Source organism: Exiguobacterium sp. Leaf196, from assembly GCF_001423965.1.
In the GTDB taxonomy this organism is placed as follows: Bacteria; Bacillota; Bacilli; order Exiguobacteriales; family Exiguobacteriaceae; genus Exiguobacterium_A.
Genome location: NZ_LMPV01000010.1, coordinates 61,284 through 75,708 on the forward strand (window position 1 = coordinate 61,284; position 14,425 = coordinate 75,708).

Sequence of the window (14,425 nt, forward strand, 5' to 3'; positions counted from 1 at the left end):
ATTTTTCCTCCATTCGTGAAAAAAACTCGTCAACGTCACTGCTTGGACGCCCACGAGTTTTTCACCGTATCATCCAAAGCCGCGCTTTGCTGGTCGGAGCACCTTACAGATTGCAGGTTGCCGTGAAGTCATAGAGCCAGGTCTCTCGTTCACTCTTGATAAATATCATATTGGAATTGTCGGATTAATCATTGAAACGATGGTAGCACGACCGAAAATGCCTTGTCAAATCGTTCTGGACGAATCGTGATTTGTTCTTTCAGCTAACTCATAACTTATGACTCAATCGATATGCGCCAAATGGATTATTTTTGCAAAGTTGGTTGACTTTTAAAGGTTCGACCCGTAATGTAAAAATTAGTTTTACGACATAAGCAATAACGCAACAACACACATACGAATTTCATACCGCAATACTTATCCAGAGAGGTGGAGGGACTGGCCCTACGAAACCTCGGCAACAGACTCATTATGAGCACTGTGCCAATTCCATCAGACAGATGTCTGAGAGATGAGTGGAGTGGATTCTGCCACTGTGCGGATCCAGGTCTCTTCTTGTTTCTCAAGAAGGGACCTTTTTTGTTGAATGAAGGGGGAAAACGGAATGATTGCATTTCATCAAGTCAAAAAAACGTACGTGACGAAGGATCAGACGATCGCAGCACTCGACGGTGTCGACCTGACGATCGAGAAAGGCGAAATCTTCGGTGTCATCGGCTTTAGCGGTGCCGGGAAAAGTTCATTGCTCCGCTGCGTCAACCTGTTAGAACGACCGACGTCAGGAACAGTGACGGTCGACGGAGAAGATTTAACACAACTATCACCAAAAAAATTACGCCAAGCGAAACAGCGGATCGGGATGATCTTTCAACACTTCAATCTATTGAATGCAAACACGGTCTTTACGAACGTTGCGAAACCACTCGTTCTCGCAGGTGTCAAGAAAGACGAGATTCGTCGCCGGGTGACGGAATTACTCGAATTCGTCGATCTCGCAGACAAGGCGGATCATTACCCGGATCAATTATCCGGCGGACAAAAGCAACGTGTCGGCATCGCCCGGGCACTAGCGACGCAACCATCCGTCCTCTTATGTGACGAAGCGACGTCAGCACTCGATCCTCAGACGACACATCATATTCTCCAGTTATTAAAACGCATCAATGCGGAATACGGGATTACGATTCTCTTGATCACCCATGAGATGGGTGTCATCCGGGAGATTTGTGACCGGGTCGCCGTCATCGAAGCCGGGAAGCTGATCGAGTCAGGAACAGTCTTTGATGTCTTTTCGAATCCGCAGACCGAGACAGCGAAAAACTTCGTCCGCTCCGTCATGCATGATGAAATTCCGGCATCAATTCGTCAGTTGATCGAGTCACGGAATGCGCATCCGATCTATAAGATTCATTTTCTCGGACATCACACCGGGCAACCACTCTTGTCGCAAGTCGCAAAACGCTTCGACGTCGATGTTAACATCCTGCACGGTAGCATCACGGAGTTACAGGAAACACCGTTCGGTACATTACTTGTTGAACTGATCGGTGAAACGATCGAAGTAAAACGGGCCTTACAGTACATCGATCAGGCACAGGTGACCGTCGAGGAGGTGCTTGCTGATGCTAGTTAACTACAGTGATATCTGGACAGCATTTTTGCAGACGATGACGATGGTGTCAGTGTCGTTATTATTTTCGACTTTGATCGGTTTACCACTCGGCATCCTGCTCGTCGTCACCCGAAAAGGGGCATTGCTCGAGAACGTCCCGCTGTTCACATTCTTCAACAGTATCGTCAATATCTTCCGTTCAATTCCGTTCATCATCTTACTTGTTGCGATCATCCCGTTGACACGGTTGATCGTCCAGACGTCGATCGGAACAGAAGCCGCCATCGTTCCACTCGTCTTTTATGCCGCCCCTTATATGGCACGGCTGATCGAGAGTTCCTTACTTGAAGTCGACAAAGGTGTCCTTGAGGCAGCAGAAGCGATGGGGGCGACGCCATTCCAAACGATTTTCCGCTTCCTTCTGCCGGAAGCACTCGGTTCACTAATCCTTAATTTAACGATTGCAACAGTTGGCTTGATCGGGGCATCAGCGATGGCAGGTGCCATCGGTGGTGGTGGACTGGGTGACTTAGCAATTACGTACGGTTATCAACGGTTCGACACGAAAGTCATGATCATCACGGTCGGGATTCTCGTTATCTTAGTCCAAGGCTTACAGACGACAGGCAACATCGTCGCACGAAAAATCAGAAGACATTAATCAAGGGAGCGATTCAGCCATGAAAAAAGCAGTAGCGATTGGGGCAACATTAACGACGATTTTATTTGCCGGGTGCTCAGCATCAGGAGAAGAAGAAAAGACGATCAAGCTCGGGGTCAGTGGTTCAGACACTCAAGTGTGGGATTACGTCGCGAAAAAAGCGGAAAAGGAGGGCATCAAAATCGAGCTCGTCAAGTTCTCCGATTATGTCCAGCCGAACATGGCACTGGCTGAGGGTGAGATCGACGCCAATGCTTTCCAGACGATTTCCTACTTCAACGCCTTCAAGAAGGAACATAATTTGAAGCTGTCGCCGATTGCGACGACCGTCATTGCACCGATGGGCATTTACTCAGATAAATATAAGGACGTCAAAGATATTCCAGTCGGTGGCAAAATCGCTGTTCCGAACGAAGCGACGAACATGGGACGTGCCTTCTTGTTACTACAAGAAGCAGGTTTGATCAAATTACCGGACGACTTCGACGGCAATGGATCGGTCGATAAGATCGTTGAAAATCCGAAGAAACTGAAAATCGTTCCGATCGTCGCTGGACAAACGCCACGCGTCTTACCGGACGTCGCTGCATCGATCATCAATAACGGTATTGCTGTTGACGCAGGACTAAATCCGATCAAGGACTCGATCGTCCATGAGAACGAGACAGCAAAACCATACATCAACATCATCGCGACACGGACGGAAGACAAGAACAAAAAAGAACTAAAAAAGATCGCGTCGCTTTACCAACAAAAAGATGTCGCGGCTTTCATCAAAAAAGAATATAAAGGTAGCTCGATCCCGACGTTCGTTCCACTAAGCGAAATCGGCGAATAAATTCTAAAGGAGAGTGGATAGCATGACGACACCAGTACGCACGACATGGGTAGAGACGATTGAGCAGGACATCGAACAAAAACGGGAATCGTATCTTGAGACGAGCCACCGGATTCATGCGACGCCGGAAATCGGTAACGAGGAATTCTTTGCTTCGCGACTACATGCAGAGCGTTTGACGGCAGAAGGCTTTACAGTAGAACTCGGCGTCGCAGGGCACGAGACCGCATTCTTCGCGAAGAAGTCAAGCGACCGACCTGGCGCGACAATTGCCTTTCTCGCTGAGTACGATGCGTTGCCGGGCATCGGACACGCATGCGGTCATAATATCATCGGAACGACGAGTGTCGCAGCGGCGATTGCGCTCAGCAAAGTGCTTGATGAAGTCGGTGGGAGTGTCGTCGTGCTTGGAACGCCAGCCGAAGAAGGTGGGCCGAACGGAAGTGCGAAAGGCAGTTTCGTCAAACACCAGTTGCTTGAAGGAATCGATGCGGCCTTGATGGTCCACCCGTCCGGACAAACGCGGATCACGGGGTCCTCGCTTGCGGTCGATCCGCTCGATTTTGCCTTTACGGGTCGTCCCGCGCACGCAGCGGCGACACCGGAAGAAGGTATCAACGCTCTCGACGCTGTCATTCAGCTCTTCAATGGAATCAACGCCTTACGTCAGCAGTTACCGGACGATGTCCGGATCCACGGGATCATCACGCATGGTGGCGATGCGCCGAACATCATTCCGGAATACGCAAAAGCACGTTTCTTCATTCGGGCGACGACACGGGAACGGCTGAATGCCGTCACGGAGAAAGTCAAAGCGGTCGCGCAAGGTGCGGCACTTGCGACCGGGGCGACGCTTGACGTCATCGCTTTCCAAAATGAAGTCGACAATCTTGTCTTCAACCGGACGTTTGATCGTCTCTTCCAAGAAGAAGCAGAGGCGCTTGGGCAAATCGTGCACCTCGACGAACGACCGGGTCTTGGATCGACGGACGCGGGTAACATCAGTCAAGTCATCCCGACAATCCATCCGTATATCAAGATTGGTTCGGACGATCTCGTCGCCCATACAGAAGCATTCAAAGAAGCAGCCCGTTCGGAAGCGGGGGATGAAGCGTTGATCGCAGGCGCTAAAATCCTCGCACGGACAGCACTTCGCGTCCTCGCTGATGAACGGACACGCGGAGCGATTGCCCAAGAATTCCACGACCGGAAGAACGGGTATTTGTAACCGGAACACAATGACTGGACGCACTGATATCAGGTGCTCCAGTCATTTTTAGTATCCAATAGATCACGAATTGGGGAGGGGTAACAGAAGTGGAACGAAATCATAAAAGAGCCAATACCGAAACATTTGCGCTTTGTTTTCTTGAAAAAGATATGCTAGGCTAAAGTTGTATAACTCAATAATCCAGTTCTTCGGGGTAGGGTGAAAATCCCAACCGGCGGTGATGCGATCGATCGATCGACGAGCCCGCGACCCGTGATGTACGCATCATGGCTGACTTGGTGAGATTCCAGGGCCGACGGTAAAGTCCGGATGGGAGAAGAACGAAACGACGCGATTCAAGCTGTTTTCTGAAAAAATGTTTTCAGGAGATGGTCTCTTTCTGCATGCGAAAAAGCAGAAGGCGAACCGTGTATTTCGTGAACCCTTCTATACAGACGCCCCTTTTTCAAGGGGCGTCTTTTTTATTTGAAAGGAGTGAACGCGATGTCACAGATGATGAGTTATGCCATGCAATTAGCACATATGTTAAACGGACAAACAAGTCCGAATCCAAGTGTCGGCTGTGTCATCGTCAAACAAGGACGCATCATCGGTTTTGGTGCGCACCGGTTTGCCGGTGGTCCGCACGCGGAAGTCGAAGCCTTGCGAATGGCAGGAGAGGCCGCCCGTGGTGCTGATCTCTACGTGACGCTTGAGCCATGCAACCATCATGGTAAGACACCACCATGTACGGAAGCGATTCTACAAGCCGGGATCAAACGGGTTTTCGTCGCAACGGAAGACAAACATGCGATTGTCGCTGGTTCAGGGATCAAACGGCTTCAAGACGCGGGAATCGAAGTCGAAGTCGGCTTGTTACGGCATGAAGCGGAAGTCCTCTACGAGACATTTTGGAAAACGATCGAACGGAAACGTCCGACCGTGACCGTCAAAATCGCTCAGACGATGAACGGGATCGCGGCAACGGGGGAACAGCGCTGGATCACGTCAGAAGAAGCACGCGCGAATGGTCGCGCCCTGCGTGGTCGCCATGATGCGATCCTCGTCGGAAGTGAAACGGTGCTCGTCGATGATCCAGCACTGACTTTACGCGCAGTGTCAGGCATCGAGCCGATTCGAGTAATCGTCGATCGCCGTGGTCGGGTGCCAGAGACCGCGCAAGTCTTTTGCGATGGGAAAAATCCAACGTACTGGCTGACGAGTGTTCCTCGGATAAGTCATGATCAAGTGACGGTGCTCGTCGGTGAATATGAGACGCCGGAAGCGATTCTTAAACGCTTATACGAACAAGACATCCGCAGCGTTTTGATTGAAGGTGGACCGACGATTCAAGCCACATTCTTTGAAGCAGATCTCGTCGATCGGATTGAAGTCTACCAAGCCCCGTCGATTTTTGAAGGGACTGCCTGGAACGGACGACATGATATCGAAGAACGTTTTCAAATCGATCAGATTGAAATGGTCGGACCGGATCTCCATCTGACGTACATCCGAAAGGAGGAGACGATATGTTCACCGGATTGATTGAAGAAGTCGGGACCTTAAAACGAAAGATTCCGCGACCGAATGGATTAGCACTTGAAATTGAAGCGCACCGGGTGCTCGAAGGAACGAAGATTGGTGACAGCATCGCCGTCGACGGGATTTGTTTGACGGTCACGTCAATGAGCCCAACCGGTTTTACGGCGGATGCTGTCCATGACACGATTCGTTCGACAGCACTCGGCACGTACCGGGTCGGAAACCCGTTGCAACTCGAACGGGCGATGCCGGCAGACGGTCGGTTCGGTGGACATTTCGTCAGTGGGCATATCGACGGGACGGCACGACTAATCAGTCGGCGACCGGACGGAGAAGCGATGGTGTATACGTTTGATGTCGGATCGTGGCAAAAGTATTGCATTCCAAAAGGATCAATCGCGATCAACGGCACGAGCCTGACCTTGCAACGCGTCACCTCGGAAACGATCTCGATTTCATTGATTCCGCATTCCCGTCAAGTGACGACGTTTGATCGATTGGCAAGCGGCGCAGTCGTCAATATCGAGTGTGACATGATGGCGAAACATCTCTATCATTTCACGCAACATGAGAAACAGACGGACTGGGCAGCATTCTTAGGAGGCGACATGTAATGAACGGATTCGACTTGATTGAAGACGCGATAGAAGATTTGAAGAACGGACGACCGATTATCGTCTGTGATGACGAGGATCGTGAGAATGAGGGCGATCTCGTCATGCTCGCAGAACACGCGACACCAGAAAACATCAACTTCATGATTACGTATGGAAAAGGACTCGTCTGTGTTCCGGTTAGTCCACATGTGGCAGAGCGATTACATCTCTCGCCGATGACGGACAATAATACGGACCCGCACGGTACGGCATTCACGCTCAGCATTGATCATGAAGAAGCGAAGACCGGTATCAGTGCCGAAGAGCGTTCGCTGACGATCCAGCGGATGCTGACGGATGGACCGGAGCGCTTCAAACGACCGGGTCACATCTTCCCGTTGATCGCAAAAGAGGGCGGTGTTCGGGAACGACGCGGACATACGGAAGCAGGTGTTGACCTTGCCCGTCTTGCCGGTAGCGATGAGATTGCCGTCATTTGTGAAATCATCAAGGAAGATGGCACGATGGCACGGGTGGATGATTTGCTTCTCTATAAGGAAGAACACGACTTAAAACTGATCACGATCGAGGCACTCGTCGCGTATCTCGAGCGTCCATTGACTCGGGAAGCGGAAGTGTTGCTTCCGACGACATTCGGAGCCTTTCGGATGGTCGGCTATACGACGCAAGATAAAAAAGAACATGTCGCCGTCTTATCCGGTGAAGCGCACGATGGGATGCTCGTCCGTCTGCACTCGGAATGTCTGACAGGGGATGTCTTCGGTTCGAAACGTTGCGATTGTGGTCCACAACTCGATGCGGCACTTGAGCGAATCGAACGAGAAGGTGGAGCCGTCTTGTATCTACGTCAGGAAGGACGCGGCATCGGTCTGATGGCGAAGTTGAAAGCGTACGAGTTGCAGGAACAAGGACTCGATACAGTCGAAGCGAACCATGCACTCGGTTATCCGACAGACATGCGTGATTATACGGTCGCGGCCAACATGTTGCGTGATCTTGGCGTGACGAAGATTCGCTTGATGACGAACAATCCAGACAAACAACGGGTGCTCGAGCAAGAGGGGATTGAAGTCATCGAACGTATTCCCCATCAAGTACCCGTTGAACCGGAAAATCAGCGTTATCTGAAAACAAAACAAACGAAACTCGGGCACTGGCTCGATATCCAAGGAGGACACACATCATGATTTACGAAGGTTTCTTAACAGGAGAAGGACTACGCGTCGCAATCGTCGCAGCACGTTTTAATGAATTGATCACATCAAAACTCGTCGGAGGAGCAAACGACGCGTTCCGTCGTCACGGTGTTGCGGCGGATGCTGTGGATACAGCATGGGTTCCTGGAGCATTTGAAATTCCACTCGTTGCGGAAAAGTTAGCGAAAAGCGGTAAGTATGATGCGGTCATCACACTGGGTGCCGTCATCCGCGGAGCAACATCACACTATGACTATGTCTGTAACGAAGTCGCGAAAGGTGTCGCGAGTGCGTCGCGTGATACAGGCGTACCCATCATCTTCGGTGTCCTGACGACGGATTCGATCGAGCAAGCGGTCGAACGTGCCGGTACGAAAGCTGGAAATAAAGGCTACGAAGCTGCCGTTTCCGCGATTGAGATGGCGAATCTTTTACGCACGATCTAACGAAATAAGGATAGGGTGACGGAAGTTTCCGTCATCCTATTTTTTTGTGGACATTTTGCAGGTGATAAATCAAATTTCAAAAAAAGAATAGTAGATTTGAAATATGAGGATTTGTTTTGAAGAAGAACGGTAATGAGGTAATAAAGAAACTTTGAAACATTTTCCAATGTTTTTCGTAAATCAGGGTAACGCGTATAAAGGAGGAAATGAATATGAAGAAAACAAGGTGGGTAGCAGCTGGAATCGTCGCAGCATCGATTGGACTAGCTGGATGTCAAGATGGGCAGACGGATTCGGGTAGTGGCAGTGGGTCTGGTTCGACGAAGTCGGGGGAACTCTCGAATACGGAATTACTGAATAAAGCGACAGCCGCTCAAAAAGATATTAAATCGTTCCACATGGAAGGGACAGTCAATTCAAAAGCAGGTGAGATGGCAGTGGATCAGAAGGTATCAGCCGATATCATCCAGAAGCCGCTTACGATGCATCAGACGATGACGATGAAAAATCCACAGGACGGTAAGGACATGTCGATCGAGAGCTATATCGTCGACGATAAGATGTATCTATCGCAAAACGGACAATGGCTCGTTCAAGATGTCTCGGAGCTAGGTGATATGGTTGAGGCGATGGAGTCATCGGCATCGACGGATCAAAATCTCAAGCTACTGAAAAAGTACAAAGACAACTGGACCGCCAAAAAAGAGGGTGACGTTTATCAAATCGACGTCAAACTAAAAGGGGACGACCTCAAAGCATTCATGAAGGATTCGCTCGAGCAGACAGGACAGATGGCACAGATGAAAGATGCGATGGACAGCATCGATTACAAGAAAATGAATTACACGATGACGTATGATGCGAAAACATTCTATCCGAAATCACTCGATATGGACATGGTGTTTGCGATTGAAAAAGATACCGAGTTCAATATGAAGAACGAGTCGACGTTCTCGAAATTCAATGAGATCAGCGAAATCAAATTACCTGCGGAAGCAAAAGATGCACAACCGCTCACAGGTGCAGCACAATAAACATCGAAGTCCCCTCTCTTCCATGAAGATAAGGGGACTTTTTTGAGACTTGGAACTGACGAAGAACTTCTTTTGGTGCTTCCGTCTGTTTTTGACTGACGGAAATCTGTTCGTGCATATCGCGGAATGCTTGAGCGTCATTCTAGTATTGAATCGAGATAGCTTCGAATAAATCATTGTCATTGACGACTTTCGTATCGATGAAGGACAGCACCTCACCGGACGCGGCATTCAAATGTTCGATCGTCTTGAGTGGCAAGTTCGTAGGTTTTGCCTGCAGTTGGCGAAGAGGACCGAAGATCGATTATAAAATCAAGATAATAAAGATTACACTGAACACTCCAGTTTCATAAAAAAATAGTTTGACAATTATCAGTAAATTCTGAAAAAATGGTAAAGAACTACATATTTCATAAAGGGAGGTAACATGAATGGGAAATTCATTTAGTGACTGGATCAGTACGGTGTCCAATCTTGTTTGGGGACCACCGTTACTTATTCTGTTGGTCGGTACGGGGATTTACTTGACGATTCGCTTAGGATTCATTCAAATTACCAAACTACCGTATGCGCTGAAGCTCGCGTTTTCAAAGCATCAGGACGATAAGTCGGAAGGCGACATCAGTCACTTTCAAGCATTGATGACGGCACTGGCTGCGACCGTCGGTACGGGGAATATCGTTGGTGTCGCAACCGCCGTCGTCCTCGGCGGACCGGGTGCGATCGTTTGGATGTGGTTGTCCGGTCTATTCGGGATGGCGACGAAGTATGCGGAAGCAATCCTTGCCGTCAAGTACCGTGTCGTTGATGAAAATGGACAGATGGCAGGGGGGCCAATGTATTATCTCGAGCGTGGGCTGAAGCAGAAATGGCTGGGTGTCTTGTTTGCCGCATTCGCTTCAATCGCTGCGTTCGGGATCGGGAACGGGGTCCAGACGAATTCGGTCGCCCTCGCGATGAAATCAACGTTCGATGTGCCACTTTACGTGACGGGGATCGTATTGATGGTACTGACAGGCGTCGTCATTCTTGGTGGGGTCAAATCAATCGGAAAAGTTGTCAGTTTGTTTGTTCCGTTTATGATTTTCTTCTATGTTGGAAGTGGATTACTGATTCTCGTCATGAACTATGACTTGATTCCAGGTGCGATTTCGACGATCTTCAGCAGCACGTTCTCAAGCGAAGCAATTACGGGTGGCGCGATCGGGGCGGCGATTCGTTATGGTGTCGCGCGTGGTGTCTTCTCAAATGAAGCGGGTCTTGGTTCAGCACCGATTGCAGCCGCTGCAGCGAAAACGGACTTCCCAGGACGTCAAGCGCTCGTTTCGATGACGCAGGTGTTTTTAGATACATTGGTCGTCTGTTCGATCACAGGTTTGACGCTCGTCATGGGAGGACAACTTGATACGAAGTTACAAGGCGTTGAATTGACGACAGCAAGCTTCGAGGTCTTCCTCGGTCCTGCCGGAAAATACATCGTCACGATTGGACTCGTCATGTTTGCTTATTCGACTGTTCTTGGCTGGTCGTATTATGGCGAAAAATCAATCTATTATCTATTCGGTCAAAAATCGATTCTCCCATACCGTATCCTGTTCGTCTTAGTCGCCGGAGCGGGTGCGATGACGACGAACTTGAACATGGTCTGGGCGATTTCCGATGTCTTCAATGGATTGATGGCGATTCCGAACTTAATCGGTTTGATTGGATTGTCCGGTGTCGTCATTGCTGAGACACGACTGTTCCGCGAACAGTTGAGACGAGAAGAAGCGAATCGGAAAGTTTCGTAGAACATGCGAAAATGAAAGACTCGGAAGGAACTAGTGCTTAAAAATCATTTTTGAAAACGAATGACTTTGCCATCCTCGCTTTCCCTGACAAAAGAATGTACCATGCTTTCTTTTCCTGTAGGAGTCGAGGAATAGGCATTCACATTCTATATCTATTCAACGAAAGAGAAGATTGGTTTCTAGGGTATCCCTTGGAAACCAACCTTCTCTTTTTTGCGTGTGCTCCGTCTCATTCAATCACTTTTTACGATAAAGCATCAGTGATTCATAAGGTCGTAACGTTAAAGTGTACCCCTCTGTCTGCATCTGCTGATAATTATGAAGCAACACCGTATAGTCCGATCCGTCATGAGGTAACGTGAACGTCGTGTCCGTTCCGTAGAAATTCGAGACGACGAGTAATTCTTCTTCACTCGTTGCGCGTTCGTACGCCCAGAGTGATGGATCGTCCGGTGTCAACAGCCGGTATGAACCGTTCGTGAGCACGTCATACTGTTTGCGGAGTTGAATCAACCGTTTGTAATGATGATAGACTGAATTAGGGTCTGCGACAGCAGCCTCGACATTGATTTGATCGTACGTCGGCGAGACCGGGATCCATGGCTCACTTGTACTAAAGCCACCGTTGACGGCGTCCGACCAAGGCATCGGTGTCCGCGCGTTATCGCGTGATTTTTGACGGATCGCAGCGAGAATTGCTTCTTCCGATACGCCGTTGGTCCGTGCTTCTTGATAGGCATTCAATGTCTCGACATCACGGTAGTCGGACAGATTCGTGAAGTCCGGATTCGGCATTCCGATCTCTTCTCCTTGGTAAATATACGGTGTACCTTGCAAGCCATGAAGCGTTGTCGCGAGCATCTTTGCACTCTCAACACGATACGCGACGTCGTCACCAAACCGGCTGACGACGCGGGGTTGGTCATGGTTACACCAAAAAATCGCGTTCCATGCTTGTCCGTTCATGCCAGTTTGCCAGTCGGAGAAAATTTGTTTCAACTGCTTGAAGTCAAACGGTGCAGCCGTCCATTTCTCACCGTTCGGATAATCGACCTTCAAGTGATGGAAGTTGAACGTCATCTTCAGTTCTTGATTTTCGAGCGAAGAATATTGAAGACAATGTTCAAGCGACGTCGACGACATCTCACCGACCGTCAAGAGATCGTGTCCGGCAAAAACGGATGCGTTCATCTCTTGCAAGTAGTCATGAATGTTTGGTCCGTCCGTATAGTACGCACGTCCGTCTCCCTCGGGATCATTGGGAAGCCCTGGCGTCTTCGAGATCAAGTTAATGACGTCGAGTCGGAAGCCGCTGACCCCTTTATCGCGCCAAAAGCGCATCATCGCGTAAACGTCTTCCCGGAGTCGGGGATTTTCCCAGTTCAGGTCCGCTTGCGTCTTGTCGAACAGGTGCAAGTAGTACTTACCAGCTACCTCATCAAATGACCAAGCAGGACCGCCGAACTTCGATACCCAGTCGTTCGGCGTCTCGCGCCAAATGAAGTAATCGTGATAGGAACTGTCTGGATGACGTCCTTCTTCAAACCAAATATGTGACGTCGAGCAGTGATTGACGACGATATCCATCATGACCGACAGACCACGTCGTTTTGTTTCTGCGAGTAACATCTCGAAATCATCCATCGTTCCATACGAGGGATCGATTGCGTAATAGTCACTGACATCATATCCATTATCGTTTTGCGGTGAGGCATAGACCGGCGTCAACCACAGGTAATCGACACCAAGATCCGCCAGATAATCGAGTTTGGCCGTGACCCCGCGCAATGTACCGGTCGCTTTGCCCTCCGGACTATAAAAACTCTTCGGATAGATTTGATAAACGGCGGATTTGCGCCAATCGGTTGTCGTGATCATCAGATACACACCTTTCTGAAATTACGCCGCTTTGTTCAGTGCGGCTTTTTTTGCGCGTTTCGTTGAGACATAGTGGAACAGGAACGTACAGGCAATAGGAACGATAATTGCGATTACCATGCCGACAATGAACGATAGAATCGACCCAGGTACGATCGAGATGAAAGCAGGTAAGCCACCGACACCGATTGCAGGAGCAAGGACACCGCTGACTGCGATGAAGGCAGACGCGATTGCTGATCCGACGAGTGCCGCATAAAACGGATATTTGAATCGAAGATTAACCCCGAACATCGCTGGTTCCGTGATCCCAAAGTAAGCGGATAGGGCCGACGTCGACGCCATGTTCTTATCGTTGACGTTTTTCGCGAGGAAAAGCATCGCAAGCGTTGCTGAACCTTGGGCGATGTTCGAGATCGCGATCATCGGCCAGATAAACGTCGTTCCGCTTTGTCCGATCAACTGTAAGTCGACGGCGATGAACATGTGATGCATGCCGGTGATGACGAGCGGTGCGTAGAGTGCACCGAATAATAAGGCACCGAGTAACGGAACAGCTTCGAACGTATTGACGACACCAATCGTGATCCAGTCACCGACTTGACGTGTGACCGGTCCGATGACGGCAAGGGCAAGGAAGCCCGTTAATGTGATCGTCGTAATCGGTACGACGAGTAATTGGATGGCGTTCGGTACGCGTTTTTTGAGCCAGCGTTCAATCGTACTAAGGACATAAGCGGCTGCGAGCACCGGGAGAATTTGTCCTTGATAGCCGACTTTTTCGATTTCAAACAGACCGAGGATGTTGAACGTCGGAATTTCACCTTTTAAAGCGCTCTGTCCGTAATTCCAAGCGTTTAAGAGATCAGGGTGAACAAGCATTAGACCCATGACGATTCCGAGGATCTCACTTCCACCGAAGCGTTTCGTTGCCGACCAGCCGACGAGTGCCGGGAGGAAGACGAAAGCGGTATTTGCCATCATATTGATCAGGTCCCATAATCCTTGTAGATTCGGATAACGATCAATCATCGTCTTGCCACCGAATTCGATACCAAACAGGTTATTGATCCCCATTAAGAGACCAGCGACGATGATCGCCGGGATGATGGGCATGAAGACGTCGGAAAAGACTTTGATCAACTTTTGGAACGGGTTCATTTTCGCCGCTCCTGACGATTTAACATCTGCAATCGTTGTCGCCTGCAAACCAGTCAGTTGAATGAATTCAGCATAGACCCGGTCGACATCACCGGCACCAATGACGATTTGATAGACGCCTGCGTTCAAGAACGCGCCTTTGACGAGCGGAACTTCAAGTAAGGCTTCTTGGTCGACAAGCTCTTGATTTTTAAGCGTTAAGCGAAGACGGGTGACACAGTGAGCTGCCTGCTCAACGTTCTCCTTGCCTCCGATTTTCTCAATGATTTGCTCTGCAATCTGACGATAGTTTGGTTTCATCTCGATGCTCCTTTTTGGAAGTGACGTACTCGACCACTTTTGAAATGAAAACGTTTTCTTATCTGCGCACACTTATCTTAACTTATCTATATAAGTTGGTCAAGAACTTATATAGATAAGTTGAAATGGTTAAAAAAGAG

At 49.3% G+C, this 14,425-nt stretch carries 12 protein-coding genes and 3 riboswitches; of the genes, 10 read left to right on the forward strand and 2 right to left on the reverse strand.

Annotation, left to right across the window (positions count from 1 at the left end):
* Positions 1–63: 63 nt before the first annotated feature.
* A riboswitch (SAM riboswitch) is annotated at positions 64–165 on the reverse strand.
* A gap of 249 nt (positions 166–414) precedes the next feature.
* Positions 415–518, forward strand: a riboswitch (SAM riboswitch).
* A gap of 86 nt (positions 519–604) precedes the next feature.
* The 10 genes from ASG02_RS13195 (at position 605) to ASG02_RS13240 (ending at position 10,946) form a co-directional block, all read left to right on the forward strand.
* The gene (locus tag ASG02_RS13195) at positions 605–1,633 is read left to right on the forward strand and encodes a methionine ABC transporter ATP-binding protein (RefSeq protein ID WP_035410710.1); all 1,029 of its coding nucleotides are present in this window, start codon (positions 605–607) and stop codon (positions 1,631–1,633) included.
* Entirely contained in the window at positions 1,623–2,273 is a 651-nt protein-coding gene (locus ASG02_RS13200) for a methionine ABC transporter permease (RefSeq protein WP_023469541.1), read from the forward strand. Before ASG02_RS13195 ends, ASG02_RS13200 begins: the two co-directional genes overlap by 11 nt.
* 19 nt (positions 2,274–2,292) lie before the next feature.
* Complete coding sequence (locus ASG02_RS13205) at positions 2,293–3,111, forward strand: MetQ/NlpA family ABC transporter substrate-binding protein (RefSeq protein WP_056064144.1); 819 nt, start codon at positions 2,293–2,295, stop codon at positions 3,109–3,111.
* A gap of 22 nt (positions 3,112–3,133) precedes the next feature.
* Positions 3,134–4,339, forward strand: a complete 1,206-nt coding sequence (locus ASG02_RS13210; RefSeq protein ID WP_056064147.1) for a M20 family metallopeptidase — start codon at positions 3,134–3,136, stop codon at positions 4,337–4,339.
* A gap of 183 nt (positions 4,340–4,522) precedes the next feature.
* Positions 4,523–4,667: riboswitch (FMN riboswitch) on the forward strand.
* 158 nt (positions 4,668–4,825) lie between these two features.
* A complete protein-coding gene (gene ribD / locus ASG02_RS13215) occupies positions 4,826–5,866 on the forward strand; it encodes a bifunctional diaminohydroxyphosphoribosylaminopyrimidine deaminase/5-amino-6-(5-phosphoribosylamino)uracil reductase RibD (protein WP_056064150.1) in 1,041 nt (346 codons plus the stop codon).
* Positions 5,851–6,477, forward strand: a complete 627-nt coding sequence (ribE, locus tag ASG02_RS13220) for a riboflavin synthase (RefSeq protein ID WP_056064153.1) — start codon at positions 5,851–5,853, stop codon at positions 6,475–6,477. Before ribD ends, ribE (ASG02_RS13220) begins: the two co-directional genes overlap by 16 nt.
* On the forward strand, positions 6,477–7,667 hold the full coding sequence (locus tag ASG02_RS13225; protein ID WP_056064156.1) for a bifunctional 3,4-dihydroxy-2-butanone-4-phosphate synthase/GTP cyclohydrolase II: 1,191 nt from the start codon (positions 6,477–6,479) through the stop codon (positions 7,665–7,667). Before ribE (ASG02_RS13220) ends, ASG02_RS13225 begins: the two co-directional genes overlap by 1 nt.
* Positions 7,664–8,122 (forward strand): 6,7-dimethyl-8-ribityllumazine synthase, encoded by a 459-nt coding sequence (gene ribE / locus ASG02_RS13230; protein ID WP_035395821.1) that lies wholly within the window; start codon positions 7,664–7,666, stop codon positions 8,120–8,122. Before ASG02_RS13225 ends, ribE (ASG02_RS13230) begins: the two co-directional genes overlap by 4 nt.
* A 212-nt stretch (positions 8,123–8,334) precedes the next feature.
* Positions 8,335–9,156 carry a DUF6612 family protein gene (locus tag ASG02_RS13235; protein ID WP_035410693.1) on the forward strand — a complete coding sequence of 274 codons (822 nt, stop codon included), beginning with the start codon at positions 8,335–8,337 and terminating at the stop codon, positions 9,154–9,156.
* Between the two features lie 431 nt (positions 9,157–9,587).
* Positions 9,588–10,946: a sodium:alanine symporter family protein gene (locus tag ASG02_RS13240; protein WP_056064159.1), complete on the forward strand. Its 1,359-nt coding sequence runs from the start codon at positions 9,588–9,590 to the stop codon at positions 10,944–10,946.
* 237 nt (positions 10,947–11,183) lie between these two features.
* Here the strand turns inward: ASG02_RS13240 and treC are convergent, their stop codons facing one another.
* Positions 11,184–12,824, reverse strand: coding sequence for an alpha,alpha-phosphotrehalase (treC, locus tag ASG02_RS13245; protein WP_200934386.1), 1,641 nt, complete (start codon positions 12,822–12,824; stop codon positions 11,184–11,186).
* A gap of 21 nt (positions 12,825–12,845) precedes the next feature.
* On the reverse strand, positions 12,846–14,285 hold the full coding sequence (gene treP, locus ASG02_RS13250) for a PTS system trehalose-specific EIIBC component (protein ID WP_056064163.1): 1,440 nt from the start codon (positions 14,283–14,285) through the stop codon (positions 12,846–12,848).
* Between the last annotated feature and the right edge of the window lie 140 nt (positions 14,286–14,425).

What these genes read in the sequence shown, in the direction of transcription:
- ASG02_RS13195 (WP_035410710.1), top strand. Translation starts at nt 605, where the DNA reads ATGATTGCATTTCATCAAGTCAAAAAAACGTACGTGACGAAGGATCAG.
- ASG02_RS13200 (WP_023469541.1), top strand. Translation starts at nt 1,623, where the DNA reads ATGCTAGTTAACTACAGTGATATCTGGACAGCATTTTTGCAGACGATG.
- ASG02_RS13205 (WP_056064144.1), top strand. Translation starts at nt 2,293, where the DNA reads ATGAAAAAAGCAGTAGCGATTGGGGCAACATTAACGACGATTTTATTT.
- ASG02_RS13210 (WP_056064147.1), top strand. Translation starts at nt 3,134, where the DNA reads ATGACGACACCAGTACGCACGACATGGGTAGAGACGATTGAGCAGGAC.
- ribD (WP_056064150.1), top strand. Translation starts at nt 4,826, where the DNA reads ATGTCACAGATGATGAGTTATGCCATGCAATTAGCACATATGTTAAAC.
- ribE (WP_056064153.1), top strand. Translation starts at nt 5,851, where the DNA reads ATGTTCACCGGATTGATTGAAGAAGTCGGGACCTTAAAACGAAAGATT.
- ASG02_RS13225 (WP_056064156.1), top strand. Translation starts at nt 6,477, where the DNA reads ATGAACGGATTCGACTTGATTGAAGACGCGATAGAAGATTTGAAGAAC.
- ribE (WP_035395821.1), top strand. Translation starts at nt 7,664, where the DNA reads ATGATTTACGAAGGTTTCTTAACAGGAGAAGGACTACGCGTCGCAATC.
- ASG02_RS13235 (WP_035410693.1), top strand. Translation starts at nt 8,335, where the DNA reads ATGAAGAAAACAAGGTGGGTAGCAGCTGGAATCGTCGCAGCATCGATT.
- ASG02_RS13240 (WP_056064159.1), top strand. Translation starts at nt 9,588, where the DNA reads ATGGGAAATTCATTTAGTGACTGGATCAGTACGGTGTCCAATCTTGTT.
- treC (WP_200934386.1), bottom strand. Translation starts at nt 12,824, where the DNA reads ATGATCACGACAACCGATTGGCGCAAATCCGCCGTTTATCAAATCTAT.
- treP (WP_056064163.1), bottom strand. Translation starts at nt 14,285, where the DNA reads ATGAAACCAAACTATCGTCAGATTGCAGAGCAAATCATTGAGAAAATC.